The 25,399-nt window shown below is 67.0% G+C and carries 19 protein-coding genes; 8 read left to right on the top strand and 11 right to left on the bottom strand.

The annotated features are described in order from the left end of the window. Positions 1-4: 4 nt before the first annotated feature. Genes pcp through V8Z74_RS00455 form a run of 3 tightly spaced genes read right to left on the bottom strand, consistent with a single transcriptional unit; the run spans position 5 to position 2,351 of the window. Positions 5-670: a pyroglutamyl-peptidase I gene (pcp, locus tag V8Z74_RS00465; RefSeq protein WP_349707382.1), complete on the bottom strand. Its 666-nt coding sequence runs from the start codon at positions 668-670 to the stop codon at positions 5-7. An 11-nt stretch (positions 671-681) separates the two neighbouring features. After that, positions 682-1,635 (bottom strand): DUF979 domain-containing protein, encoded by a 954-nt coding sequence (locus V8Z74_RS00460; protein WP_349707381.1) that lies wholly within the window; start codon positions 1,633-1,635, stop codon positions 682-684. After that, positions 1,632-2,351: a DUF969 domain-containing protein gene (locus V8Z74_RS00455; protein WP_349707380.1), complete on the bottom strand. Its 720-nt coding sequence runs from the start codon at positions 2,349-2,351 to the stop codon at positions 1,632-1,634. Before V8Z74_RS00455 ends, V8Z74_RS00460 begins: the two co-directional genes overlap by 4 nt. Positions 2,352-2,657: 306 nt before the next feature. Between V8Z74_RS00455 and V8Z74_RS00450 the strand changes: the two genes are divergently transcribed. Together V8Z74_RS00450 and V8Z74_RS00445 are read left to right on the top strand one after the other, a co-directional pair. After that, on the top strand, positions 2,658-3,335 hold the full coding sequence (locus V8Z74_RS00450) for a GntR family transcriptional regulator (protein ID WP_066479522.1): 678 nt from the start codon (positions 2,658-2,660) through the stop codon (positions 3,333-3,335). After that, positions 3,335-3,706 carry a hypothetical protein gene (locus V8Z74_RS00445; protein WP_349707379.1) on the top strand — a complete coding sequence of 124 codons (372 nt, stop codon included), beginning with the start codon at positions 3,335-3,337 and terminating at the stop codon, positions 3,704-3,706. The genes V8Z74_RS00450 and V8Z74_RS00445 overlap by 1 nt, the downstream gene beginning before the upstream one ends. A gap of 146 nt (positions 3,707-3,852) precedes the next feature. Here V8Z74_RS00445 and glmS read toward each other — a convergent pair whose 3' ends face one another. After that, positions 3,853-5,769 (bottom strand): glutamine--fructose-6-phosphate transaminase (isomerizing), encoded by a 1,917-nt coding sequence (glmS, locus tag V8Z74_RS00440; protein ID WP_349707377.1) that lies wholly within the window; start codon positions 5,767-5,769, stop codon positions 3,853-3,855. Between the two features lie 135 nt (positions 5,770-5,904). Between glmS and V8Z74_RS00435 the strand changes: the two genes are divergently transcribed. Together V8Z74_RS00435 and V8Z74_RS00430 are read left to right on the top strand one after the other, a co-directional pair. Then, on the top strand, positions 5,905-6,405 hold the full coding sequence (locus V8Z74_RS00435) for an Lrp/AsnC family transcriptional regulator (protein ID WP_349707376.1): 501 nt from the start codon (positions 5,905-5,907) through the stop codon (positions 6,403-6,405). A 198-nt stretch (positions 6,406-6,603) separates the two neighbouring features. Next, positions 6,604-7,728, top strand: a complete 1,125-nt coding sequence (locus V8Z74_RS00430; RefSeq protein WP_349707374.1) for a diguanylate cyclase — start codon at positions 6,604-6,606, stop codon at positions 7,726-7,728. 6 nt (positions 7,729-7,734) lie between these two features. On the opposite strand, the gene V8Z74_RS00425 is transcribed toward V8Z74_RS00430, so the two are convergent. Next, complete coding sequence (locus V8Z74_RS00425) at positions 7,735-8,568, bottom strand: sensor histidine kinase (RefSeq protein WP_349707373.1); 834 nt, start codon at positions 8,566-8,568, stop codon at positions 7,735-7,737. An 11-nt stretch (positions 8,569-8,579) separates the two neighbouring features. Beyond that, complete coding sequence (gene glmU / locus V8Z74_RS00420) at positions 8,580-10,010, bottom strand: bifunctional UDP-N-acetylglucosamine diphosphorylase/glucosamine-1-phosphate N-acetyltransferase GlmU (protein WP_349707371.1); 1,431 nt, start codon at positions 10,008-10,010, stop codon at positions 8,580-8,582. 113 nt (positions 10,011-10,123) lie between these two features. Here glmU and V8Z74_RS00415 point away from each other — a divergent pair, with 113 nt between their 5' ends. Then, on the top strand, positions 10,124-11,104 hold the full coding sequence (locus tag V8Z74_RS00415) for a LysR substrate-binding domain-containing protein (RefSeq protein WP_349707370.1): 981 nt from the start codon (positions 10,124-10,126) through the stop codon (positions 11,102-11,104). Positions 11,105-11,170: 66 nt separating this feature from the next. On the opposite strand, the gene tyrS is transcribed toward V8Z74_RS00415, so the two are convergent. Further along, positions 11,171-12,403 carry a tyrosine--tRNA ligase gene (tyrS, locus tag V8Z74_RS00410; protein WP_349707369.1) on the bottom strand — a complete coding sequence of 411 codons (1,233 nt, stop codon included), beginning with the start codon at positions 12,401-12,403 and terminating at the stop codon, positions 11,171-11,173. A 221-nt stretch (positions 12,404-12,624) separates the two neighbouring features. Between tyrS and V8Z74_RS00405 the strand changes: the two genes are divergently transcribed. The 3 genes from V8Z74_RS00405 (at position 12,625) to V8Z74_RS00395 (ending at position 17,857) form a co-directional block, all read left to right on the top strand. Further along, positions 12,625-14,004, top strand: a complete 1,380-nt coding sequence (locus V8Z74_RS00405) for a peptidoglycan DD-metalloendopeptidase family protein (RefSeq protein ID WP_349707368.1) — start codon at positions 12,625-12,627, stop codon at positions 14,002-14,004. Positions 14,005-14,141: 137 nt separating this feature from the next. Beyond that, entirely contained in the window at positions 14,142-15,278 is a 1,137-nt protein-coding gene (locus V8Z74_RS00400) for an anhydro-N-acetylmuramic acid kinase (RefSeq protein ID WP_349707367.1), read from the top strand. Positions 15,279-15,382: 104 nt separating this feature from the next. Continuing rightward, positions 15,383-17,857 carry a putative bifunctional diguanylate cyclase/phosphodiesterase gene (locus tag V8Z74_RS00395; RefSeq protein ID WP_349707366.1) on the top strand — a complete coding sequence of 825 codons (2,475 nt, stop codon included), beginning with the start codon at positions 15,383-15,385 and terminating at the stop codon, positions 17,855-17,857. A 128-nt stretch (positions 17,858-17,985) separates the two neighbouring features. Here the strand turns inward: V8Z74_RS00395 and V8Z74_RS00390 are convergent, their stop codons facing one another. The 4 genes from V8Z74_RS00390 to mdtD form a co-directional block, all read right to left on the bottom strand. Further along, positions 17,986-19,287 (bottom strand): NCS2 family permease, encoded by a 1,302-nt coding sequence (locus tag V8Z74_RS00390; RefSeq protein WP_066479559.1) that lies wholly within the window; start codon positions 19,285-19,287, stop codon positions 17,986-17,988. Positions 19,288-19,467: 180 nt separating this feature from the next. Further along, entirely contained in the window at positions 19,468-21,924 is a 2,457-nt protein-coding gene (gene xdhB, locus V8Z74_RS00385; RefSeq protein ID WP_349707365.1) for a xanthine dehydrogenase molybdopterin binding subunit, read from the bottom strand. 17 nt (positions 21,925-21,941) lie between these two features. Then, positions 21,942-23,555, bottom strand: a complete 1,614-nt coding sequence (gene xdhA, locus V8Z74_RS00380; RefSeq protein WP_349707364.1) for a xanthine dehydrogenase small subunit — start codon at positions 23,553-23,555, stop codon at positions 21,942-21,944. A 331-nt stretch (positions 23,556-23,886) separates the two neighbouring features. Further along, positions 23,887-25,314 carry a multidrug transporter subunit MdtD gene (gene mdtD / locus V8Z74_RS00375; RefSeq protein WP_349707363.1) on the bottom strand — a complete coding sequence of 476 codons (1,428 nt, stop codon included), beginning with the start codon at positions 25,312-25,314 and terminating at the stop codon, positions 23,887-23,889. Positions 25,315-25,399 lie beyond the last annotated feature (85 nt).

The following is a 25,399-nucleotide window of genomic DNA, read 5'->3' as shown; positions in this document are numbered from 1 at the left end:
ATCCTCAATGCAGCTGGCCGGCGTTCTCGCGCAAATCCTCGTGCACGGTCATGGCCGTGCGGATGGCTTCGCGCAGCGCCCTGACCTGGGTTTCCAGCGCCATGCTGGGCATGCCGGGATGCCTGGCCGCCTGCTCCGGCAGCGCCGGCACGTGGATGAAGCCGCCGCGCACGCCGGGGGCCGCGCGGCGCGCCAGGCGGTGCATGAGCGCGTAGAACAGGTGGTTGCAGACAAAGGTGCCGGCGGTGTTGGAGACCGCGGCCGGAATGCCCTGCTCGCGCAGATTGCGCACCATGGCCTTGATGGGCAGCGTGGAAAAGTAGGCGGCGGGCGCATGCTCGACCACGGCCGCATCCACGGGCTGCCTGCCCGCGTTGTCGGGTATGCGCGCGTCGTCGATGTTGATGGCCACGCGCTCGGGCGTGATCTCCGGGCGGCCGCCGGCCAGGCCCAGGCTGATGACCAGCACGGGCTGGTGCTCGGCCAGGGCCTCGTCCAGCGCACGCATCGCATCGCCGAACACGCAGGGCAGCTGCACGGCGCAGACCCGTGCCTGCGCAATGATTTCGCCGTCCAGAGCACGCGCCACTTCCCATGACGGGTTGATCGGGTCCCGGTCGAACGGCTCGAAGCCGGTGAGCAGGATGCGGGGAATGGTCGGCGCGGTCATGGTTCGATCCTTCAACGGAACATCAGGAAATTCAACAGGAAGACATTGCAGGTGAGCAGCACCAGGGCCGTGGGCACCTGGGCGCGGATCACCGCGTTCTTGTCGATTTCCAGAAGGGCGGCAGGCACCAGATTGAAGTTGGCGGCCATCGGTGTCAACAAGGTGCCGCAGTAGCCCGAGAGCATGCCCACGGCCGCCATCACGGCCGGATCGCCGTGGTAGACGCCGACCAGCACGGGCACGCCCACGCCGCCGGTCATCACGGGAAAGGCCGCGAAGCCGTTGCCCATGATGACCGTGAACAGCGCCATGCCGACCACGTAGACGGCCACCGCCACGAAGCGGACGTCCATGTTGATATAGGTGGTGGTCACATGGGCCACGGCCTTGCCCACGCCGGCGTCGGAGAACACCAGGCCCAGCATGCCCAGCATCTGCGGCAGCACCAGGGCCCAGCCCAGCGCATCGGTCAGGCGGTGCGATTCGCGCAGGCCCTGCATGGGCGTTTCGCGCGTCATCCGGCAGGCCAGGCCCAGCGCGATCACGCAGCCCACGCCCAGGCTCACCAGCGTGGTGTTCTTGGGATCGAGCAGCGGCGTGCCGCCGAACACCAGGTACTTGGCCGACAGCGTCCCCAGCATGGTGATGAGCGGAATGGCCAGCGCGGGCACGAAGAGCTTGTTGCCCAGGCGCTTGGCGCTTTCCAGGTATTGCGCATCGGTGCGTGGCTGGTGCCTGCCGCCCAGCACACCGCCAAAGCCGGCGATCACGGCCATGAGCACGGCTATCGCACCCACCCACACGGCCGGCAGCAGGTCGCCGACCAGGAACACGATGGCATACAGGGCCCAGAACAGGCCGGCCGAATAGCGGCGCGGGTTGCTGGCATCGCGCAGCGTCATCACTGCCGTGATGGCCAGCACGATGCCGACCAGGTAGTACAGGTACTGGATGGGGATGATCATGCCTGCTCTCCCTTGGCATTGTGTTTTTCTTCGGCAATCTCGCGCGCCAGCACCTTGTCCAGGCGGCGCAGGCGCACGGCATGGATCACAAAGGCGCAGACCGCCGTGGGGATGCCCCACAGCGCCACGTGGATGGGCTCGACCTCGATGCCGGCCTCCTTGAGGAAGGTGGTCATCAGCACGATGGCGCCGAAGGCCACGAAGATGTCCTCGCCGAAGAACAGGCCCACGTTGTCGGTAGCCGCGCTGAAGGCGCGCAGCTTGTCGCGCACCTTCTGCGAGAGCTTGCCGTAGCGTGCCTCGGTCGCGCCTTCGGCCATGGGCGCCAGCAGGGGGCGCACCATCTGCGGATGGCCGCCCAGGCTGGTCAGGCCGATGGCCGCGGTGAGCTGGCGCGCGGCCAGGTAGACGATGAGCAGGCGACCCGCGGTGGCCGACTTGATGGAGCTGATCCAGTTCTGCGCATGCTGGCGCAGGCCGTGGCGCTCCAGCAGGCCGATCACGGCCAGCGGCAGCAGGATGATGAGCGGCAGATTGCGCGTCTTCACAAAGCCCGTGCCTATGGTGGCCAGCACCTTGTCGATGGGGAAACCGGCCGCCAGCGCCGTCCCGATGGCGGTGACGACCACCACCAGCATGGGATTGAAGCGCAGCGCGAAGCCGGCAATGATGATGAGCACGCCGATCAGCGGCCACAAGTTGATGTCAGCAGGCATGGATACCTCCGAAAGCTCCTCAAGATCCTGCGCCGCCCTGCAGCCGGACCACCCTTTGGCGGATCGGGCCCGCGCTTTGCCCAGCCCGTTTCTCCGCACCGTGCACAAGTCCGTCGATCCTGTTTTGAATCAATCAATCTCGCAAGATTGTTGAACAATTCAAAATTGATAGCTGCACAATATTTATTGTTGACAGAACAATAAATCTTCTGAAATAGAGAAAACCCTTAGCTTTTGCATCCCGTGGCAGGCACGCGTAAGCAGGTGCAAGCTGGCTACACTGAGGCCTTCGTTACCCGAGCCGTTATGAAAGCCACCACCGATGCCCTGAACCTGACCGACAGGGTTGCGCAGCAAGTCCGCGCCAAGCTGATCCATGGGGAGTTCGTCCCGGGTCAGCGCCTTTCCGAGGCCTCCCTGAGCGAGGCGCTGGAGATTTCGCGCAACACCCTGCGCGAGGTGTTCCGCATCCTGACCAAGGAAGGGCTGCTGGTGCACGAGCCCAACAAGGGCGTCTCGGTCGCCGTGCCCAGCATGGCGTCCATCATCGACATCTACCGCGTGCGCCGCATGATCGAATGCCAGGCGCTGGCCCAGGCCTATCCCATGCATCCGGCGCGTGCACTGATGCGCGAAGCCGTGGACGCGGCGCTGCGCCACCGCGATGCGGAGGACTGGTCGGGCGTGGGCACGGCCAACATGGCTTTCCACAAGGCCATCGTGGAGCTGGCCGACAGCGAGCGCCTGAACGAAATGTTCTCCCACCTGCTGGCAGAGCTGCGTCTGGCCTTCGGCCTGCTGCGCGACCCGCATTTCCTGCACGCGCCCTACGTGAACATGAACCAGCGCATTCTCCAGCTGTTCGAGGAAGGGCAGCCCGCGCAGGCCGCCCAGGCGCTCAACGACTACCTCGTGCATTCGGAGCGCATCATCCTCGCGGCCTATGCCCGCAGGCTGGCCGAAACCGGCAACAAGGGCCTGTGATGCAGCACTCCAGCCCTGCGCCCCTCACGCGCCACTCCTACGACCTACTGCTCTCCGACCTGTTCCAGCGGCTGCAGGCCAGCCCTTTGTGCTCCAGTGCCGAGCAGGCTCATGACCTGCTGACCTCCACATGGCTGGCCGTCAACGAGCAGCGCCAGCCCCCCGAGGAAGTGCTGCGCCATCTGCGCCGCCGCAAGCTGATTGCCGAGCATGGCTGGCACAACCTGGACGGCGACCCCTGCTACCGCCAGGCCGACGAGGCGCCGGACATCCGCATCAACCTGCACCGCAATGGTGCCATCGTCTTCGAGCGCCTGACCGAGGATGCCTCCACCGTGCTCTTCGTGCTGCCGGGCAGCCAGGCGCCCTGAGGCTTTTCACGAACCGAGGCCACGGCCCCCATTGGCGGCGAGCAGCCCTCGGCCCGCCAAGAACGGTCCCGCCCCCGTCGCAGGAATCGCGGCCCGGCAAAGAAAAAGCGCCCCTGGGAGCGCTTTTCACGGGAATAACGGTCAGCTCATTCCACCGTCACGCTCTTGGCCAGATTGCGTGGCTTGTCCACGTCGGTGCCGCGGGCCACGGCCGTGTGGTAGGCCAGCAGTTGCAGCGGCACCACGTGGATGATGGGGCTCAGCGCGCCGTAGTTCTCGGGCATGCGGATGACGTGCATGCCTTCGCTGCTCTCGATATTGGTCTTGGCATCGGCCAGCACATAGAGCACGCCACCGCGCGCGCGCACTTCCTGCATGTTGCTCTTGAGCTTTTCCAGCAGTTCGTCGTTCGGCGCCACCGTCACCACGGGCATGGCGCTGTCGACCAGGGCCAGCGGGCCATGCTTGAGTTCACCGGCCGGATAGGCCTCCGCATGGATATAGCTGATTTCCTTGAGCTTGAGCGCGCCTTCCAGCGCGATCGGATAGTGGATGCCACGCCCCAGGAACAGGGCGTTTTCCTTGCGGGCGAAGTCTTCGGCCCAGCTGATGATCTGCGGCTCCAGCGCCAGCACCGATTGCAGGGCGACCGGCAGGTGGCGCATGGCGGCCAGATACTGCTGCTCCTTTTCCTCGGTCAGCCGGCCCTTGGACTGGGCCAGCGCCAGGGTCAGGAGGAACAGGCCGGCCAGCTGCGTGGTGAAGGCTTTGGTGGAAGCCACGCCGATTTCCACGCCGGCGCGCGTGATATAGGCCAGCTCGCATTCGCGCACCATGGCGCTGGTCGCCACGTTGCAGATGGTCAGCGTGTGCTTCATGCCCAGGCTTTGCGCATGGCGCAGCGCGGCCAGGGTGTCGGCCGTCTCGCCCGACTGGCTGATGGTGACGACCAGGGTCCGGGGGTCCGGCACGCTGGTGCGATAGCGGTATTCGCTGGCCACTTCCACGCTGCAGGGAAGACCGGCCAGGGCTTCGATCCAGTACTTGGCGGTGCAGCCGCTGTAGTAGCTGGTGCCGCAGGCCAGAATCAGGATACGGTCGATTTCCTTGAACACGCGCCATGCGGCGGCACCGCTCTTGCCCTCCGAGGTCACGCCGTCGAACAGCTCGGGAACAATGCTCTGCACCCCTTCCAGCGTGTCGCCGATGGCGCGCGGCTGCTCGAAGATTTCCTTTTGCATGTAGTGGCGGTAGGGGCCGAGCTCGGCAGCGCCGCTGTGCGCGAGCACGGTCCGCACGGGGCGCTGTTCGGCGCTCAGCTGCGTCCCGCCCTTGCCGACGATCCAGTAGCGGCCCGGCTGCAGGTCCACCAGATCGCCCTCTTCCAGATAGACGATCTGGTCCGTCACGCCGGCCAGCGCCATGGCATCGCTGGCGAGGAAGTGCTCGGAGCCGTTGCGCCCCACGCCCAGGATCAGCGGCGAGCCGGCACGCGCGCCCACGACGCGGTGCGGCTCGTCCTTGTGCATGACGGCAATCGCAAACGCGCCATGCAGGCGGGCCGTGGCGGCCTGCACCGCGGCGAACAGGTCTCCGTCATACAGGCTGTCGACCAGGTGGGCGATGACTTCGGTATCCGTCTGGCTGGCGAACACATAGCCCTTGGCCTGCAGTTCGGCACGCAGCGTTTCGTAGTTCTCGATGATGCCGTTGTGCACCAGGGCCACGCGGGCCGGAGCATCCGCATCGGCCACGGGCGAAACGCCCTGGCCATGGCTGAAGTGGGGATGCGCATTGCGCACGGCCGGTTCGCCATGGGTGGCCCAGCGCGTATGCGCGATGCCCGTCAGGCCGTCGACATGCTCGTTCTTCACCTGCTCCATCAGCTCGGCCACGCGGGCCGTGGAACGGGCGCGCTGCAGGCCGAAGCCCAGGCCGCCTTCACGGGCGGCCTGCACGGCCACGCCGCAGGAGTCATAGCCCCGGTACTCCAGGCGCTGCAAGCCCTGGACCAGAACAGGAACGATATCGCGATGGGAAACTGCTGCAACGATGCCACACATAAGCCAAGTCCTTCGTTGGAATAGCCGGCATGCTACGCGGAGCAAAATGAAATTTCCAAATAAAATGAAACGAAAAATGAATACTGATTTCAATAACTTATTGAAATGAAATAATTCTCCATATACAAGATAACCATGATAGAAAATTCCGCCACCCTGGATGCCATCGACCTGCAGCTGCTGCGCGAGCTGCAGCGGGATGCAGGCCGCAGCAACCTGGAGCTGGCGCGGCTGCTGCATCTTTCGCCTCCCACCTGCCTGCGCCGCATCAAGCGCCTGCAGGCCCAGGGCTTCATCGAGCGGCAGGTGGCCATATTGAGCCCCGCACGCCTGGCCGAATCGCAGGGCCACGGTCTGCAGGCCATCGTGGAGGTCTCGCTGGACAGGCAGGACAGCACCTCGCTGATGCTGTTCGAGAAAAAGGCGATGGCCGAGCCGCTGGTGCAGCAATGCTGGCGCGTCTCCCCGGGGCCGGATTTCATCCTCGTCATGGCGGCGGCCGACATGCCCGGCTATCTGGAGCTGAGCCAGCGCCTGTTCACCCAGGATATGAACGTGCGCAACGTCAAAAGCTTTTTCAGCATCAAGCGCGCCAAATTCGGCACCGAGATCCCCATTCATCAGCCGGACAGATAACGCCGGCCATGGGGTGCCGGTATTGCACGCAAACCGGGCCGGTGCATGCGCTTGTCAATATGGGCGGAGAAACATCGTTGTGCTTGCACATCGATTTTGGATACAAATTGAAGCATTTCAATTATCCTCAGCTCCTTTCGACATCCGCCCGTCCTACCGATGCCCATGCGCAAGCGCATACACCGCCGGATTTATCCCTTGCGGGCCTCCAATATGGCCGCGGGAGGCTTGGTGGTCACCGCCAGCCTGGCGGAGCAAGTGCCGGATATGGCGCTCTGGGCATTTGCCTTGATCAGCGCGCTGGCCTGGCCGCACATTGCCTATCTGCATGCCAGCAGGAAAAAGGACTCCTATCGCGCGGAGCAGGCCAATGGCCTGATGGACGGGTTCATCGTGGGCTGCTGGATTCCGCTGATGCAGTTCAGCCTGCTGCCCAGCATCTGCGTCGTGGCCATCAGCGTGGCCGACCGCTTCTACACGGGCCTGCGCAAGCGCTGGATCAAGACCGGCTGCATGACGCTCATGGGCATTGCCTTCATGTCGGTCTATTCATCGGTTCAGCCGCAATGGAATGCCAGCCTGCTGGTGCAGTTCAGCCTGCTGCCGATGATTCTGGTCCACAGCGTTTTTGCGGCCTGGTCGTCGCGGCGCATGGTGCGGGCCCTGGCCAAACAGAATGTGCAATTGCAGGTATTGGGCCGCATCGATCCCCTGACCACGGTATACAGCCGTGAATATTGGTGGCAAAAGGCCCGCACGGCCCTGCGCCAGCACCACAGCGGCGCGGAAATCAACAGCCTGCTGATTATCGATATCGACCATTTCAAACAGGTCAACGATACCTACGGCCATACCGTCGGCGACGAAGTGCTGCAATCGATCGGCCTGACCATACGCCATTGCCTGCGCAGCAACGATATTGCGGGCCGCTATGGCGGCGACGAGTTTGCCGTGCTGTGCCGCAATACCCGCACGGACGATGCCTGCGCCGTGGCCCTGAGGGTGCGCGACCAGCTGGCCATGATCCGCGTCAGGGAGCATCCGCAGCTGCGCATCAGCGCGAGCATCGGCGTGGCCGAGGCCAGCACCGAATTCACTTCGGTCAAGCAGTGGATAGAGGCGGCCGACAGTGCGCTGTACGACGCCAAGGCCGCCGGGCGCGACCGCATCCATACCGAGCCGGCCCGGCGCAATAGCCCGGCCACGATTCCCATGCCGGCCGAAAGCACGGCCCTGCCGCCATCCCACGCCACGCCCCATGCCGCACGGGAGTCTGCCGGCGACGATCAGCGGACCCTGCGGCCGACGCATGTCGCCGACTGAGAGCGCTTAGCGCCTGTCCCAGCCGCCCGGCCAATGCAGGGTCACGCTGCAGCCCTGCCCCAGCGCCGCCGCGATGGAGGCATCGCCGCCCATACGCCGGCAGGCGGTGCGCGCCAGGGCCAGGCCGATGCCCACGCCCTCGTATTCGGTCTCGCGGTGCATGCGCTGAAAGATGCCGAAGAGCGCGGCCGCGCGCGCGGCATCGAAGCCCACGCCGTTGTCGCGGACCGTCAGCGTGATGTCGCCCCCTTCGGCATGCCGCTCCGCCGTGACCTCAATCCGCGGCTGGGCCACGGCGCGCGTGAACTTGAGGGCATTGGCCAGCACGGCCTGCAGCGCCTGCCGCAGCAGCGGTATATCGGCCCGCACGGCCGGATACTGCGGCGGCAGCTGCCATTGCACACGGTCCGTGTCCGGTTGCTGCAGCTGCGCAATCTGCTCCTGCAGCAGCCCGCCCAGATCCACCGGCTGCCATTGCAGCGGCTGGCGGGCCGCGCGCGAGAGCAGCAGCAGGCCATCGAACATCGCGGCCATGCGGCGGGCCGAGCGGTCCATGGTCTGCAGAAAGCTGCGCGCCTCCTGCACATCTTCCGCCGCAGGCCGCTCGGCCTGCAGCAGCTCCGTCACCAGCGGACCGAACGACAGCACATGGCGCAGCGGCGCACGCAGGTCGTGCGAGACCGCGTGCACCCATTCCTGCTGGACCGCGCGCAGCGCCGCCAGCTCCTGCTCTCGCTGCGCCAGCAGCTGCAGTGCCTGCTCCAGCGTCTGCGGCACGCTGGGTGTCAGTGCCGCTTCGTCACGGCAAGGGGTTTCGGGATGCGGTGGTTCCTTGTGCATGGCGCCAGAAGCTATGCCTTGGGCTGCTTGAGGGGACGTTTCCAGGAAGTGATGCTGACCTGCTTGCCGCGTCCCACGGTCAGCACGCCGGGCTCGGTGTTCTTGGTGATGGTCGAGCCGCCGCCCACCGTGCCGCCCGCGCCAATGGTCACGGGCGCCACCAGCACGCAGTTGCTGCCGATGTGCGCGTCGGCCTCGATCACCGTGCGGTGCTTGTTCACGCCGTCGTAGTTGGCCGTGATGCTGCCCGCGCCGTAGTTGACGCGCTCGCCCACCGTGGCGTCGCCCAGGTAGGCCAGATGGTTGGCCTTGGCGCCGTCGGCCAGCTGGGAATTCTTCACTTCCACGAAGTTGCCGATATGCACTTGCCTGCCCAGCCGGGCGCCGGGGCGCAGGCGGGCAAACGGGCCGATCAGGGCCCCGGCACCCACGTCCACCCCGGCCTTCTCGCCGTCGATATGGGTGAACGGGTGGATCACCGCGTCCTCGGCGATCACGGCATTGCTGATATGGCAGTTGGCGCCGATCCGGGCCCCGGCCCCGATGCGGACCTGGCCGGTGAAGATGCAGTTGGCGTCGATGTCCACATCCTGGCCGCACTCCAGGCTGGCCTTGGTGCCGCGCACATCGTCGCGCAGGTCGAAGCGGGCGGGGTCGGCCAGCCGCACGCCCTGCTCCATCAGCCGGCGCGCCTGGCGCAGCTGGTGCGCGCGCTCCAGTTCGGCCAGTTGCAGCGGGCTGTTCACGCCGGCCACCTGCAACGCATCGGCAATGCGGTGGCCCACCACGGGCACGCCGTCGGCCACGGCCATGGCGACGATGTCGGTCAGGTAGTACTCGCCCTGGGCGTTGTTGTTGTCCAGCTTGCCCAGCCACCGCGTCAGGTGGCGCGCGGGCACGGCCATGATGCCGCTGTAGATCTCGGTGATGGCGCGTTCGGCCTCGCTGGCGTCCTTTTGCTCCACGATGCGCTGCACGGTGCCGGACTCGTTGCGCACGATGCGGCCATAGCCCGTGGGATCGGGCATGGTCACCGTCAGCAGGGCCAGCCTGTCGCTGCCCGCGGCATCCACCAGCGCCTGCAGGGTGTCGGCCTGCGTGAGCGGCACGTCGCCGGAGAGCACCACAACCATGCCGTCGTCCCGCAGCGCCGGCACGGCCTGCTGCACCGCATGGCCCGTGCCCAGCTGCGGCTCCTGGCGCACGAACCGGAGGTCGTAGCCGGCCTCCCCTCCCTGGGCACCGGCGATGGCGGCTTCCACCTGCTCTGCACCATGGCCCGTCACCACCACGGCGGATCGCGCCTTGAGCTGCGCGGCCGTATCCAGCACATGCTGCAGCAGCGCCCGGCCGGCGAGCTTCTGCAGGACCTTGGGGTGGCGGCTTTTCATGCGGGTGCCTTTGCCGGCAGCCATGATGACGATATCCAGAGGTGCAGTCATAGTTGTTCGCAAGATCAGAAACCGGCCCATTATCGGCCCAGACCCATGCAACCAACTGCAAGCAAGGGCGAGCGGCTGTTCCGCTCCGTAAACCCCGTATGCTTGCCACCGCCATGCCACATGCCACGACCCATCCCACGCCGCTGCTGCGCACCCGGCCCATAGGAGCCGGCCACCTGCGCGCCTTCATCGCGGTGGCCAAGCACCTGAATTTCCGCGCCGCCGCCGACGAGATGGCGCTGACCCAATCGGCCGTCAGCCGCCAGATCCAGTCGCTCGAGGACGAGGTGGGCGTGCCGCTGTTCCTGCGCCACTCGCGCGCCGTGGAGCTGACGGGTGCCGGCGCCCAGCTGCTGCACAGCGTGCTGCCCGCGCTGGAAGCGGTGGATGCCACGGTGCGCCAGATCCGCCAGACCGTGGGGCGCAAAAGCGTGGCCATCACCACCTGGGCCAGCTTTGCGGCCATGTGGCTGATTCCGCGGCTGCAGGATTTCCAGCAGGCCTGGCCCGACATCGACATCCGCATCGACACGGGCGACGCCGTGGTCGACCTCGAGACCACCGATGTGGACCTGGCCATACGCTACAGCCGCGCCCAGGAAACCGGCTCCGGCAGCGCCCGGCGGCTGTTCGGCGAGGAGCTGGCCGTGGTCGCCAGCCCGGCGCTGCTGCAAGGCGGCCCGCAGCTGCGCGAGCCTGCCGATGCCGCGCGCTACACGCTGATCGAAACCGGCGACGTGCACCGCATGCCCCAGCTCGAATGGCTGAGCTGGCAGCGCTGGTTTGCCGCCCACGGCTGCGACCAGCTGCAGCCGCCGCGCTGGCTGTACTTCAACTACGCCCACCAGATCGTGCAGGCCGCGCTGGCCGGGCAAGGCCTGGCCATCGCCCGCCTGCCGCTGGTGGCCGATGCGCTGGCGGCCGGGCAGCTGGTCGAAGTCCTGCCCCGGCACCGGCTGGCCTCGCCGCTGGCCTACTGGCTGCTGCCGGGCCCGCGCAGCGGCCAACGGCCCGAGGTGCAGGCCTTTTGCCGCTGGCTGGTGGAGCAGGCAGCGCTGACGCGCGCTGCAATAGAAGGAGCTTGCAGCGTCTGATCTGCAATGGTTTCAGATGTAAAAGTATCTGAAAACCTTGTCAGGTGGGCGCTACCAGCTCCTGCTTCAGGACAGCGTGACGCGCGCGAACTTGCGCTTGCCCACCTGCAGCACAAACGTGCCGGCATCCAGCTTGAGGCCCCGGTCGCTGATTACCGTGCCGTCGATGCGCACCCCGCCGCCGTCGATCAGGCGGTTGGCCTCGCTGGTCGAGGGCGCGAGATTGGCCTGCTTGAGCAGCGCACCGATGCCCAGGGGCGCGCCCGGCAGGCTCACTTCGGGAATGTCGTCGGGAATGCCGCCCTTGCTGCGGTTGATGAAATCCTGCTCGGCCGCATCGGCCAGCGCCGCGCTGTGGAAGCGCGCCGTGATTTCCTTGGCCAGCGCCACCTTGGCATGCTTGGGGTTGCCGCCGGCGGCGATCTCGGCCTTGAGCGCGGCGATGTCGGCCAGACTCTTGAAGGACAGCAGCGTGTACCAGTCCCACATCAGCTCGTCGGAGATCGACAGCACCTTGGCGAACATGGTGTTGGCGTCCTCGGTGATGCCGATGTAGTTGTTCTTGGACTTGGACATCTTGTTCACGCCGTCCAGGCCCACCAGCAGCGGCATGGTGAGCACACACTGCGGCTCCTGACCCCATTCCTGCTGCAGATGGCGACCCATCATCAGGTTGAACTTCTGGTCCGTGCCGCCCAGCTCCAGGTCGGCCTTGAGCGCCACCGAGTCATAGCCCTGCAGCAGCGGGTAGAGGAATTCGTGCAGGCTGATGGAGCTGCCTTCGGTGAAGCGGGTGTGGAAATCGTTGCGCTCCATCATGCGCGCCACCGTGTACTTGGCCGACAGCTCGATCATGCCGCGCGCGCCCAGCTGGTCGCACCACTCGCTGTTGTAGCGCAGCTCGGTCTTGGCCGGATCGAGGATCTTGTAGGCCTGATCGCGGTAGGTCTCGGCGTTGACCTTGATCTGTTCGGCCGTCAGCGGCGGACGCGTGCTGTTGCGGCCCGAGGGGTCGCCGATCAGCGTGGTGAAGTCGCCGATCAGGAAGATCACCTGGTGACCCAGGTCCTGCAGCTGGCGCATCTTGTTGAGCACCACGGTGTGGCCCACGTGGATGTCGGGCGCCGTCGGATCCAGTCCCAGCTTGATGCGCAGCGGCACGCCCGTGGCTTCGGACCTGGCCAGCTTCTGCACCCATTCGTCCTTGGGCAGCAGTTCATCGACACCGCGTAGAGTGACTTCCAGCGCTTGGTTCACTCTGTCGGTCACGGGAAAGGTTGTAACAGCAGATTGATTCATAAGGGTTTTTCGGCAGGCGCGGTAGGACGCGGTCGATATACTTCAGGGTTTGTCGCTGCGGCGAATTCTAGACTGCTCCCTTATATAGACCTCTTTGGGCGGACATCTCGGCAGAGCTCTGGCAGGTTTCGAGCGGACTGAACGCGTGCCACACCGCAACGTGACGCAGCGTGAATGGGCATTTCCCCTGGACACGCCACCCCCAAGGATCTGATGTTTTGATGAATGGCTTGAAGAATGCCGGCGGCGCTTTGGTAGCCCGGCTAGCCCTGTTTGGCGAGCGCCTGCAAACGCAGCTGCATGCCCATCCCAGGCGCATCGCGGCCGCCGTGGCCGCGGTCCTGATGACCGGCGGCAGCGCCGCCTTTGCCGTGGCCAGCCTGGGCCCGGACCCGGCCGACCTGCCGGTGCGCACCCTGACCGAATCCGTGGCCTCGCTGGCCGACGGCCATGAGCTGTCCGAGCTGACGGACCTGCAATCGTTCTCGCTGTACCGCTCCGAAACCACGCGCCCCAGCGACACGGCCGAAACCCTGCTGCAGCGCCTGGGCATCGCCGACCCCCAGGCCGCCGCCTATCTGCGCGCCGACGACCAGGTGCGCCAGAACGTGCTCGGCCGCGCGGGCCGCCTGGTGTCCGCCGAGACCACGCCCGACCAGCAGCTGCTGAAGCTGACCGTGCGCTGGGCGCCCGATGAGGACGGAACTTTCCGCCGCCTGGTCGTGGAGCGCAAGGACGGCAGGCTCGCCACGCGCATCGAGACCGGCAAGCTCACGGCCAGCCCGCGCCTGGCCGGCGGCGTGATCCGCTCCACCTTCTTCGCCGCCACCGATGCGGCCGACATCCCCGACAGCGTGGCAATGCAGATGGCCGACATATTCCAGGGCGAAGTGGACTTCCGCCGCAGCCTGCGCAAGGGCGACCGCTTCGCCGTGGTCTACGAATCGCTGGAAGCCGACGGCGAGCCGCTGCGCGCCGGCCGCGTGCTCAGCGCCGAATTCCACAACGACGGCAAGATCAGCCAGGCCCTGTGGTTCCAGGAAAACGGCCAGAAGGGCGCCTACTACACGCTGGACGGCAAGAGCAAGCGCCAGGCCTACCTGAACTTCCCCGTGGAGTTCTCGCGCATCAGCAGCGGCTTTGCCATGCGCCTGCACCCCATCCAGAAGACCTGGCGCGCCCACCTGGGCACCGACTTCGCGGCCCCCACGGGCACCAAGGTGCGCACCGTGGGCGACGGCGTGGTCTCGTTCGCCGGCGTGCAGAACGGCTACGGCAACGTGATCTTCGTCGACCATGCGAACAACCACACCACGGTGTACGCCCACCTGAGCCGCATCGACGTGCGCAAGGGCCAGCATGTGGACCAGGGCGACACCATCGGCGCCGTGGGCCAGACCGGATGGGCCACGGGACCGCACCTGCACTTCGAGTTCCGCGTCAACGGCCAGCAGCAGGACCCGCTGACCATTGCCCAGGCCACCGATGCCGCCCGCCCCATCTCCAAGGCCGCCCGCCCGGCCTTCGACAAGCTGGCTGCGCAGATGCGCGTGGAGCTCAACGCGGGCGACCAGCTCTTCACCACGGCCAGCGCACGCTGACCGGCTCCGCGCCTCTCCCCAAGGGCTGCTGCATGCAGCCCTTTTTCTTTGCATCAAATACTTCCGACATGCCCATCTGGCGGGCGCTTTCCGCTACAGCTAAGATAGTAGCCAGCCCCACTATCCTCGCCACTGCCATGCCTTCAGCCGCTGCTGCCCCGTCCTCTCTGTATATCGGCCTGATGTCGGGCACCTCGCTCGACGGCGTCGATGGCGTGCTGGTGGACTTCGCGCACGGAACCCGGGTGCTGCAGCATGCGAGCTGCGGCTTCGACCCGGCCCTGCGCGCCGAGCTGCTGGCCCTGAACTCGCCCGGCGGACAGGACGAGCTGCACCGTGCGGCGCTGGCCGCCAATGCCCTGGCGCGCAGCTATGCCGGCGTGGTTGCCGAGCTGCTGCGGCAAGCCGGCACGCCGGCCGCGCAGGTGGCCGCCATCGGCGCCCACGGTCAGACCGTGCGCCACCGGCCGCAGCTGTTCGACGGCTGCGGCTATACGCTGCAGCTCAACAGCCCGGCATTGCTCGCGGAATGGACAGGCATCGCCGTGGTGGCCGACCTGCGCAGCCGCGACGTGGCGGCCGGGGGCCAGGGCGCGCCCCTGGTGCCGGCCTTCCACCAGGGACTGTTCGGCCGGCCCGGCGAAACCACGCTGGTGCTCAACATCGGCGGCATCGCCAACCTGAGCGTGCTGGCCGATGACGGGGTGCTCGGCTTCGACTGCGGCCCCGGCAATGCGCTGATGGACGGCTGGTGCCTGCAGCACACCGGCCAGGCTTTCGACAACGGCGGTCAATGGGCTGCCTCGGGCCGGGTGCTGCCAGAGCTGCTTGCGCAATTGATGGACGAGCCCTTCCTGGCCCAGCAGCCGCCCAAGAGCACCGGCCGCGACCTGTTCCATGCGCACTGGCTGCAGCAGCATCTGGCGCGCTGCCCGGCGGCCGGGCGCGCGCCAGCGGCCGACATCCAGGCCACGCTGACCGAATTCACCGCCGCCAGCTGTGCCGATGCCGTACGGCGCTTCGGCCAGGGCGGCGTCGAGCTGCTGGTCTGCGGCGGCGGCGCGCTCAACACCCATCTGATGCAGCGGCTGGCGGCGCTGCTGCCCGGCGTGCAAGTCGCGACGACGGCGGCGCGCGGGCTGCCGCCGCTGCAGGTGGAGGCCGCGGCCTTTGCCTGGCTCGCGCGCCAGGCATTGCTGGGCCTGCCCGGCAACCTGCCCAGCGTGACCGGTGCGCGCGGCCCGCGCATTCTCGGCGCCATCTACCCGGCCTGAGAGCGGACCCGCCGGCCGCCAACATGCTGTTGCAGAGGGCGCCATGCCCGTATGACAGAATGCCGTAACAACTCGCAACGCTCACGAGGCCCGACCACTCTTCCATGCCCCGCACCTTCGTCCATCTGCATGCCTGGCGGCTTCGTGGCCTGATCCGCACCACGGCCTGTGCCGCGGCCTGCATGCTGATCGCCGCCGCGCCTGCCAGCCAGGCGGGCCCGGGCGCACAGGCTGCACGCCCCCAGGTGCTGGTGCTGATGTCCTACCATCCGGGGCACAGCTGGGAAGACCGCATCCTGGCCGGCCTCAACGAATGGGGCGGCAATGGGCCAGCCAAGCCGGTGTTTCATACCGAGTGGATGGACACCAAGCGCTACCCGGGCATGGAGCAGCGCCAGCGCCTGGCCCGCTATCTGAGGGACAAATACGCGCACCAGCGCTTCGACCTGATCGCCACGGTCGACGACAACGCCCTCGAATTCGTGGCCCGTCAAGATGCGCTCTTCGGCGGCACGCCCGTGGTGTTCAGCGGCATCAACGGCGATCCGGCCCAGATCGTCGGCGACCGGCCCAAGGTCACGGGCATCCTGGAACGCTTCGACCTGACGCGCACGCTGCGCACCGCCCTGTCCCTGCATCCGGGGACACGGCACCTGGTGTTCATCACGCCGCAGGACGAGACCGGCGCCGAACTGCGCAACGGTGTCGACACCGCCCTGGCGCTGCTGCCGCCCGGCCCGCAGGTGGAGCACTGGATAGCGCCCGATCTGTCGCGCATCGGCGAGCGCCTGCAGCAGCAGCCGCGGGACACGCTGGTCTTCGTGCTCGGCTCCATCCCCGCGCAGGCGGACCAGCCGCCGCTGGAGCCCGAGGAGGTGACGGCCTTTGTGCACGAGCGCACCGCGCTGCCCGTGTATTCCGACCTGGACACCTCGGTCGGCCGCGGCGCCGTGGGCGGCTACCTGAACAGCGGGCTGGAAACCGGCCGGCTGCAGGCCGCCATGGCCCGGCGGATACTGGAGGGCCAGGCACCCTCGCAGATCCCCTATGTGCGCGAGACGCCGCTGGCCCTGCTGTTCGACTACCAGCAGCTGCACCGGCTGGGCGTGAACACCCGCCATCTGCCCGAAGGCAGCACGCTGCTCAACGAGCCCGCGTCGATCTTCGATTCCGAATACCGTCAGCCGCTGATCGGCTTTTCGCTGGTGGTGCTCCTGCTGCTGGCCAGCGTGGCCATCCTGGTCATCCGCAGCCGCGTGCTGGCCGAGCGCCAGCAGGCCCTGCACTACCAGGCCACGCATGACGACCTCACGGGCCTGCCCAACCGCCAGGGCCTGCCCGAGCTGCTGCAGCAGGCCGCCCGCAATGCGGCCGGAGAGCAGGAGCATGTGGCACTGGTGATGCTGGGCCTGAACCGCTTCAAGCTCATCAACGACACCTACGGCCATGCGTTCGGCGATGCCATCGTCGCCGCCATGGCCGAGCGGCTGCGGCGCTGGCGCGCGCAGCGCGAGGCGCTGGTGCGCTTCGGCGGCGACTCCTTCGTCATCGTTTCGCCCTTCCGCGGCGAGCAGGCGCTGGAGCACCTGCGCGCGCGCTGCGAAGCCCTGTTCAGCACGCCCTTCGTCATCAACGGCCAGCGCATTCCCGTCACCGCGGCCTTCGGCATGAGCTCGGCACCGCCGAACGCCCTGGACCCCGAACGCCTGCTGCGCGAGGCCGACACGGCCATGTACGAAGCCAAGCGCAACCGCCGCACGCAGGTCGTGACCTTCGACCGCCGCATCCATGTGCGCACCACGCGCCAGTTCCAGATCGAGGCCAGCCTGCCCGATGCCATCGCCCGCAGCGAGATCGAGGTGTATTTCCAGCCCATTCTCGACACCACGCGCGGCTGCATCGCGGGCTTCGAGGCGCTGGCGCGCTGGCAGCATCCCGAGCTTGGCGCCATACCGCCGCCCGAATTCATCCGCGCCGCCACCGAGTCGGGCCACATCGGCGCGCTCACGCAATGCGTGCTGCGCAAGGCCTGCCTCGATTTCCTGCCGCACCTGGCCAGCCCCGCCCAGCCCTACCTGGCCGTGAACGTGTCGGTCAGCGACATCTACGGCGGCGAATTTCCCGCACAGCTGGCCAAGACCCTGGCCAGCCTGGGCATGCCGGCGAACCGCCTGGTGCTCGAGGTGACCGAGGACATGCTGCTGGGCGACGAACAGCTGGCGGCCGAGACACTGGCGCAGCTGCGCGCCCAGGGCGTGCGCATCGCGATCGACGACTTCGGCACCGGTTATTCGTCCATGGGCTATCTGTCGCACTACCAGGTCCACATCATCAAGATCGACCGCAGCTTCGTGCGCAACATCGCTACCAGCCCCCAGGACCAGAAGATCGTGCGCGCCATCATCTCCATGGCCGCCGACCTGGACCTCAGCGTGATCACCGAAGGCGTGGAAACCCAAGAGCAGTCGGCGCTGCTGCGTTCCATGGGCTGCGTGCTGCAGCAGGGCTATGTGTTCAGCCGCCCGCAGCCGGCCGCGCAGTGGGCCGGCATGACCCGGCTGCCGGCCGCCGCCGGATAAGCCGCCGCGGCAGCCCGGGCACAAGGAAAAAGAAAAGGGAACGTGGCGACACGTTCCCTTTTGCGCTTTTTCGCGCTTCTCCTCCTCCCGGGTGACCGCCCGGGAGTCCCTGTATTTTTATGCGGGCGTCAATGTCCGCCGAGGTAAATGAACTTGAACAGGAAAACGGCGGCGATCAGCCACACGATCCAGTGCACCTCGCGGGCCTTGCCGGTGAACAGCTTGAGCACGGCATAGGTGATGAAGCCGAAGGCCAGGCCGTTGGCGATGGAGTAGGTGAACGGCATCATCAGGGCCGTGACCACGGCGGGCACGGCTTCCGTGGTTTCGTCCCACTGCACTTCGGTCAGGTCCTTGAGCATCAGGCAGGCCACGAACAGCAGCGCCGGCGCCGTGGCATAGCCGGGCACCACGCCGGCCAGCGGCGCGATGAACAGGCAGGCCAGGAACAGCACGGCCACGGTGAGGGCCGTCAGGCCGGTGCGCCCGCCGGCCTGCACGCCGGCAGCGCTTTCCACGTAGGCCGTGGTGCTGGAAGTGCCCAGCATGGAGCCAACGAAGATGGCGCCGGAGTCGGCCAGCAGCGAACGGTTGAAGCGGCCCATGCGCTCGGGCACCAGCAGGCCCGCGCGGCGCGCCACGCCCATCAGCGTGCCCGTGGCGTCGAACAGCTCCACCAGGAAAAACACCAGCACCACGTTGAGGATACCGCCCGTCAGCGCGGCCTTGATGTCCAGCTTGAACAGCGTGGGCTCGATGGAAGGCGGCATGGAGAACACGCCCTTGAACTCGTTGCCGCCGAAGAAGAACGAAGCCACCGTGACGGCCAGGATGCCGATCAGCAGCGCGCCCGGCACCTTCAGACGGTCCAGCACCACGATCAGCAGAAAGCCCAGCGAAGCCATGATGACCTCGGGCTTGTGCAGATCGCCCAGCGTCACATAGGTGGCGCCGTCGGCTGCCACCACGCCGGCCGTCTTGAGCGCGATCAGCGCCAGGAACAGGCCGATGCCCACGGTGATGGCCACGCGTATCGAGTGCGGAATGCCCTTGATGATGAGCTCGCGCAGGCCGAACACCGTGGCAAGCAGGAACAGGCAGCCCGAGACGAAGACCGCGCCCAGCGCCGCCTCCCAGGTGAAGCCCATCTTGAGCACCACCACATAGGCGAAGTAGGCGTTGAGCCCCATGCCCGGCGCCAGCGCGATCGGGTAGTTGGCATACAGCGCCATGATGGTGGTGCCCAGCGCCGCGATCAGGCAGGTGGCCACAAAGACCGAGCCCTTGGGCATGCCCGCATCCCCGAGGATCGAGGGATTGACGAACATGATGTAGGCCATGGTGAGAAACGTGGTCAGGCCCGCGACCAGTTCCGTGCGCACGTTCGTTCCGTGCTCACTGAGTTTGAAAACCCGTTCTGTCAGATTCATCGCATTGTCTCCGTGTTGTTTTCGCGTGCGAGGCGCAACGGTCAGTGAACGCGCCAAGGTCCGGCGCCACGCAAGCCGTGGCGCTAGGAGGACCGCACCGCCAGGAGCGGCGGGCAGCCCGGGACGTCTGCATCCTCCTGCCGCGGGCCAGCGCTGCAGGCGGATGCCAATAGGGTCGGTTTATGCCGCCTGGGCCTGCAGCGCCTGCACGGCGCGCAGGATGGCCTCGGGGGTGGCCGGTGCGCGCAGCGGCGGATTGCTGCACTCGCCGCCCGCAGGCGCCACGGACGCCACCGCATCGCGAATGGCGAAGAATACCGAAAACGGCAGCAGCAGCGGGGGCTCGCCCACCGCCTTGCTGCGGTGGATGGAATCCTCGTGGTTCTGGCCCTCGAACAGGCGCACGTTGAACACGGGCGGGCAATCGTTGGCCGTGGGGATCTTGTAGGTGCTGGGCGCGTGGGTGGTGAGCTTGCCGCTTTGCGGATGCCAGACCAGCTCCTCGGTGGTCAGCCAGCCCATGCCCTGGATGAAGGCACCCTCGACCTGGCCCACGTCCACGGCCGGGTTCAGCGACTTGCCCACGTCGTGCAGCACGTCGGCGCGCAGCAGCTTGAATTCACCGGTCAGCGTATCGACCACCACCTCGCTCACGGCCGCGCCATAGGCAAAGTAGAAGAAGGGCCTTCCCTTCATGGTCTTGCCGTCCCAGTGCAGGCCGGGCGTGGCATAGAAGCCGTCCGACCACAGCTGAACGCGGCGCAGATATGCGTTGCGCACCAGCTCGGGAAAGTCCACGGCCTTGCCGTTCACATGCACCTGGTCGTTGGCAAAGCGCACGTCCCCGGCATCGCCGCCATGCATCTCGGCCGCACAGGCCGCCAGGCGCTCGCGCAGCTGGCGCGCCGCATCCTGGGCCGCCTTGCCGTTGAGGTCGGCGCCCGTGGAGGCCGCCGTGGCCGAGGTGTTGGCCACCTTGGTCGTGTCGGTGGCCGTGACGCGCACGCGCTCGAAGGCCACGCCCAGCTCGTGCGCCACCACCTGGGCCACCTTGGTGTTCAGGCCCTGGCCCATCTCGGTGCCGCCATGATTCACGAGGATGGAGCCGTCGGTGTAGATGTGCACCAGCGCGCCGGCCTGGTTGAAGTGGGCCACGTTGAAAGAGATGCCGAACTTCAGCGGCGTCAGCGACAGCCCGCGCTTGAGCACCGGGCTTTGCGCATTGAAGGCGTTCACGGCCTCGCGGCGCGCGCGGTAGTCGCTGCTGGCCTCCAGTTCGGCCACGAGATCGTGGATCACGTTGTCCACCACGGTCTGTTCGTAGGGCGTGACGTTGTTGCCGTCCGTGCCGTAGAAGTTCACGCGGCGCACGTCCAGCGCATCGCGGCCCAGGTTGCGCGCAATCGTCTCCATGATGTTCTCGATGGCGATCGCGCCCTGCGGGCCGCCGAAGCCGCGGAAGGCCGTGTTGCTCTGGGTGTTGGTCTTGCCCATGTGGCCGTGCATGGACACGTCGGGCAGCCAGTAGGCATTGTCGAAGTGGCACAGCGCGCGCGTCATCACCGGCGCCGACAGGTCGGCCGAGTGGCCGGCGCGCGAGACCATGGTGATCTCCGCGCCCAGGATTCGGCCTTCGTCGTCGTAGCCCACCTCGTACTCGTACCAGAAGCAGTGGCGGCGGCCGGTGATCATGAAGTCGTCGTCGCGGTCCAGGCGCAGCTTCACGGGGCGGCGCAGGCGCGTCGCGGCCACGGCGGCCACGCAGGCGAACAGCGCCGATTGCGACTCCTTGCCGCCGAAGCCGCCGCCCATGCGGCGGCACTCCACATGCACCGCATGCGAGGCCACGCCCAGCGCATGGGCGACCAGGTGCTGCATTTCGCTCGGGTGCTGGGTGGAGCAGTGGATGTGCACCGCGCCGTCTTCCTTTGGTATGGCGTAGCTGATCTGGCCTTCCAGGTAGAACTGCTCCTGGCCGCCCACGTCCAGCGTGCTCTTGAGGCGGTGCGGCGCCCTGGCGATCGCGGCGCGCGCGCCGCCTTCGCTGGTGCTGCGCTCCAGGTGCATGGAAGGCATCACGTACTGGCCCAGCGCATGCGCCTGCTGCGGCGTCAGCACGGGCGGCGCCTCGGTGATCGTGGCCACGCTCTTGGCCAGGGCGGCCGCGCAGCGTGCGGCATCGCGGCTTCTGGCGATGACGGCGAACAGGGGCTGGCCCACGTAGCGGATCTCGCCGTCGCACAGGATGGGGTCGTCATGGATGATGGAGCCGCAGTCGTTGGCGCCGGGGATGTCGGCCGCCGTGATCACGTCCACCACCTCGGGCATGGCGCGCACGGATTCCAGCGCCAGCGCCGTCAGGCGGCCATTGGCGACCGGCGACAGGCCCAGCGCGCAGTGCAGCGTGCCTTCGAGCTCGGGCAGGTCGTCGATATAGGCGGCCTCGCCGGCCACATGCAGGTGCGCCGACTCATGGGGGCGGCTGATGCCCACGCGGGCGCCGCCCTGCAGCGCATGGGCCTCGGTCTTCACATCGATGCGGGACGCCGTGTTCTTCAGGTAGTGGGCAAAGGCCTCGGCCGAGCCGGCGGCGGGCGTGGCGACCAGGGGCGCAATGGGTTCGCGGAGGTTGTTCATTTCAGGCTCCTACAGTCTCAGGCCACGGCATGGGGCATGACGCTCCAGACGCTGGTTCCGGTGCTCGGGACGGGCTGCTGGACACGGGTCTCCAGCCACAGGCGCTGGATCAGGTTCTGCGCCACCTGCAGCCGGTATTCGGCGCTGGCACGCATGTCGGACATGGGCTTGAAATCCTCGGCCAGCGCGGCCTTGGCGGCATTCACGCTGTCCAGGTTCCAGGGCTTGCCGAGCAAGGCGGCCTCGGCCCCCGCGCCGCGCTTGACGGTGGCGGCCATGCCGCCGAAGGCCAGGCGCACGGTCTTGACCATCTCGCCGTCCAGCTCGATCGAGAAGCCCGCGCAAAGCGCCGAGATGTCGCAGTCGAAGCGCTTGCTGATCTTGTAGGCACGCACCTGGCGGCTCAGCACATGCAGCGGAATCGCCAGGCCCTGCACGAATTCGCCGGGCTCCAGCTGGTTCTTCATGTAGTCGAGGTAGAACTCGGGCAGCGGCATGCGGCGCACGCGCGCGCCCTTGCGCAGCTCGATCTGCACATCCAGCGACATCAGCACCGGAGGCGAGTCGCCGATGGGCGAGCCGTTGGCCACGTTGCCGCCCATGGTGCCCGCATGGCGGATGGGCACGGAGGCAAAGCGCAGCCACACGTCGGTCAGGCTGGGAAAGCGCTGCACCAGCGCGCCCCAGGCCGCTTCCAGCGAGGCGCCGGCGCCGATATAGAGCTCGCCGCCTTCGGCATCGGGGCGTTCCTCAATGCGCTTCATCTCGGCCACGTCGCCCACATAGATCATGTCGCCCAGGTCGCGGAACTGCTTGTTGACCCACAGGCCCACGTCGGTGGAGCCGGCGACGATGCGCGCCTTGGGCTTGGCCTCGCAGAGGGCGGCCAGCGCCTCCAGCGTGCGCGGTGCGTGGAAATGGTCGGTGCGCGCGCTCCGGGTCGCGGCGTAGTCGAACGAGGCGGCGCCCTGTTGCTGCTGCAGCCCTTGCAGCGCCGCCACCACGGGCGCGGCGTCCAGGCGCACGGCGGGCAGGTCGAACATGCGCTGGCCGGCGTCCAGGATGGGGCGGTAGCCCGTGCAGCGGCACAGATTGCCCGACAGCTCGTCGGCCAGTTGCTGGCGCGTGGGCACGGTGCCCTGCTGCTGGTGGTGCTCGTAGGCCGACCACAGCGACATCACGAAGCCCGGCGTGCAGAAGCCGCACTGCGAGCCGTGGCACTCCACTAGAGCCTGCTGCACGGGATGCAATGCATGGCCCTGGGCCTGGCCGCTCGCATGGCCGCAGGCACTTTTGCCGGGCTGGCCGGCCTTGCCCGGGCACTGGCCCTTGAGGTCTTCGACGGTGAACAGGGCCTTGCCCTGCAGGCTGGGCAGGAACTGGATGCAGGCGTTGACGGTCTGCAGGCGCAGGCCGTTCACCGCATCTGGCGCGCCGGGTTCGGCCAGTTCGCCGATGACCACGGTGCAGGCGCCGCAGTCGCCTTCGTTGCAGCCTTCCTTGGTGCCGGTGCAATGGGCATCCTCGCGCAGCCACTGCAGCACCGAGCGCGTGGGATGCGGACCCTGGACTTCGACGATTTCACCGCGGTGGAAAAAGCGTATGGGCTGTGAACTATGGGTTGTGCTCATGATCGTGGGACAGACACGCTGCCGTGGTTGACGAGCCTGCATGCAGACGCCTGCGCAGGCCATGGTGCAAGCCTAAGTCCGAGCGCCTGCTTGCTCATATTGCGCTATCCATATTGCCTATGTGTCACCGCATATATCTGCGCCGAAATCCAAGGGTGAACCCGTAAAAAAAGGCCGCACCTGGTACAAATACCTAGATTGGTGCGACCCTGCCATGGCCCTTGGCGGCTTGGTTTTTTGATAGCTGTCAGCGCTCGCTACATCTCATTTTCACATTCATTTCCATCTGAAGACAAGAAATAACGCGCGCAAGCAGCTATCGCTTTTTCATTCATGCATCGCCGCCGTCAGGCGCGGGACGCACGGGCTCGTCCTTTTCGAGCTGGCTGAACACCATGGTCGCGGCCAGCGTCATCAAGGCCACGGTGGCAAAGGTGGCGCGGATGGCGGACATGCGAAAGCCCTCGTGGCTGTGCCACATGTCGGTATAGCCGGTCAGCAGCGCGCCGGCCAGGGCCACGCCCATGCTCATGGCCAGCATCTGCACCATGGACAGCAGGCTGTTGCCGCTGCTGGCGAAGGCGCCCTCGATGTCCTTGAGCGTGACCGAGTTCATGGCCGAGAACTGCATGGAGTTGAAGCCGCCGAAGATGAACAGCTGCAAGAGCAGCAGCCACAGCGGCGTGCCCGCCGAGACCAGGCCGAACGAGCCCAGCATCAGCGCCAGCATCACGGAGTTGACCTGCAGCACGCGCTTGTAGCCGAAACGGTGCACGGTGCGCACCGCGATGCGCTTGACCAGCATGCTGCCCACCACCGTGGCCAGCATCATCAGGCCGGCGTTCATGGGCGACATCTTCAGGCCCACCTGCAGCAGCAGCGGAATCAGGTAGGGCGCGGCGCCGCTGCCGAAGCGCGCGAACAGATTGCCCAGCAGCCCCACGCGCAGCGAGCGCACCTTGAACAGGTCGGGCGCGAACAGCGGCTCGGCCACGCGCAGCGCATGCATCCAGTAGCTGGCCAGGCTGGCCAGGCCGAACACCATGAGCACCACCACCAGCGCCATGCCCAGGCCCATGCCCGAAAGGCCGTCCAGCGCGATCGAGATGCTGACCATGCCAAAGGCCAGCATGGCATAGCCGGCCGTGTCGAACTTGCGCACCGCCACGAGCGCGCCGCGCGGGAACCAGCGCCAGGTGGCCCACAGGCCGATCAGGCCCACGGGCACGTTGATCCAGAAGATCCAGTGCCAGGAGGCGTACTCCACCATCCAGCCGCCCAGCGCGGGGCCGATCAGCGGCCCCACCTGGCCGGGAATCGCGATGAAGCTCATGGCGCGGATGAATTCGTCGCGCGGATAGGTGCGCAGCACGGCCAGCCGCCCCACGGGCAGCATCATGGCGCCGCCCACGCCCTGCACCACGCGCGCCGCCACGAGGAAGTTGAGGTTGGGCGAGAGCGCGCACAGCACCGAGCCCAGCACGAACAGCGCGATGGCCGTGCCGTACACGCGCCGCGTGCCGAAGCGATCCGCCACCCAGCCCGTGGCCGGGATCAGCATGGCGGTCGTCAGCGCATAGGCGACGATGACGGACTGCATCTTCAGCGGGCTCTCGCCCAATGCCTCGGCCATGGAGGGCAGGGCCGTGTTCAGAATGGTGGCATCGAGCGACTGCATGAAAAAGCCGATCGCCACCAGCCACAAAAGCCGCTCCTTGCGCTGTGCGGGCGCAGCGGTTGTTGCGGTCAGCTCTGCCATGGACTACATCCTCTCGTGGGCCGGGTCGGAAAAACAAAAAGCCGCTGACGGGCAGCGGCTGGCGGGGAGTGCGGGCACCAGGCGT

The sequence above is a fragment of the Comamonas sp. w2-DMI genome (assembly GCF_040187735.1).
In the GTDB taxonomy this organism is placed as follows: Bacteria; Pseudomonadota; Gammaproteobacteria; order Burkholderiales; family Burkholderiaceae_C; genus Comamonas; species Comamonas terrae.
The sequence above is the reverse complement of the archived record's forward strand: the minus strand, read 5'-3'. Positions and strand labels throughout refer to the sequence as shown.

Bases quoted from the DNA above. Each gene is read 5' to 3' on its own strand.
- pcp (WP_349707382.1), bottom strand. From the start codon at position 670: ATGACCGCGCCGACCATTCCCCGCATCCTGCTCACCGGCTTCGAGCCG.
- V8Z74_RS00460 (WP_349707381.1), bottom strand. From the start codon at position 1,635: ATGATCATCCCCATCCAGTACCTGTACTACCTGGTCGGCATCGTGCTG.
- V8Z74_RS00455 (WP_349707380.1), bottom strand. From the start codon at position 2,351: ATGCCTGCTGACATCAACTTGTGGCCGCTGATCGGCGTGCTCATCATC.
- V8Z74_RS00450 (WP_066479522.1), top strand. From the start codon at position 2,658: ATGAAAGCCACCACCGATGCCCTGAACCTGACCGACAGGGTTGCGCAG.
- V8Z74_RS00445 (WP_349707379.1), top strand. From the start codon at position 3,335: ATGCAGCACTCCAGCCCTGCGCCCCTCACGCGCCACTCCTACGACCTA.
- glmS (WP_349707377.1), bottom strand. From the start codon at position 5,769: ATGTGTGGCATCGTTGCAGCAGTTTCCCATCGCGATATCGTTCCTGTT.
- V8Z74_RS00435 (WP_349707376.1), top strand. From the start codon at position 5,905: ATGATAGAAAATTCCGCCACCCTGGATGCCATCGACCTGCAGCTGCTG.
- V8Z74_RS00425 (WP_349707373.1), bottom strand. From the start codon at position 8,568: ATGCACAAGGAACCACCGCATCCCGAAACCCCTTGCCGTGACGAAGCG.
- glmU (WP_349707371.1), bottom strand. From the start codon at position 10,010: ATGACTGCACCTCTGGATATCGTCATCATGGCTGCCGGCAAAGGCACC.
- V8Z74_RS00415 (WP_349707370.1), top strand. From the start codon at position 10,124: ATGCCACATGCCACGACCCATCCCACGCCGCTGCTGCGCACCCGGCCC.
- tyrS (WP_349707369.1), bottom strand. From the start codon at position 12,403: ATGAATCAATCTGCTGTTACAACCTTTCCCGTGACCGACAGAGTGAAC.
- V8Z74_RS00405 (WP_349707368.1), top strand. From the start codon at position 12,625: ATGAATGGCTTGAAGAATGCCGGCGGCGCTTTGGTAGCCCGGCTAGCC.
- V8Z74_RS00400 (WP_349707367.1), top strand. From the start codon at position 14,142: ATGCCTTCAGCCGCTGCTGCCCCGTCCTCTCTGTATATCGGCCTGATG.
- V8Z74_RS00395 (WP_349707366.1), top strand. From the start codon at position 15,383: ATGCCCCGCACCTTCGTCCATCTGCATGCCTGGCGGCTTCGTGGCCTG.
- V8Z74_RS00390 (WP_066479559.1), bottom strand. From the start codon at position 19,287: ATGAATCTGACAGAACGGGTTTTCAAACTCAGTGAGCACGGAACGAAC.
- xdhB (WP_349707365.1), bottom strand. From the start codon at position 21,924: ATGAACAACCTCCGCGAACCCATTGCGCCCCTGGTCGCCACGCCCGCC.
- xdhA (WP_349707364.1), bottom strand. From the start codon at position 23,555: ATGAGCACAACCCATAGTTCACAGCCCATACGCTTTTTCCACCGCGGT.
- mdtD (WP_349707363.1), bottom strand. From the start codon at position 25,314: ATGGCAGAGCTGACCGCAACAACCGCTGCGCCCGCACAGCGCAAGGAG.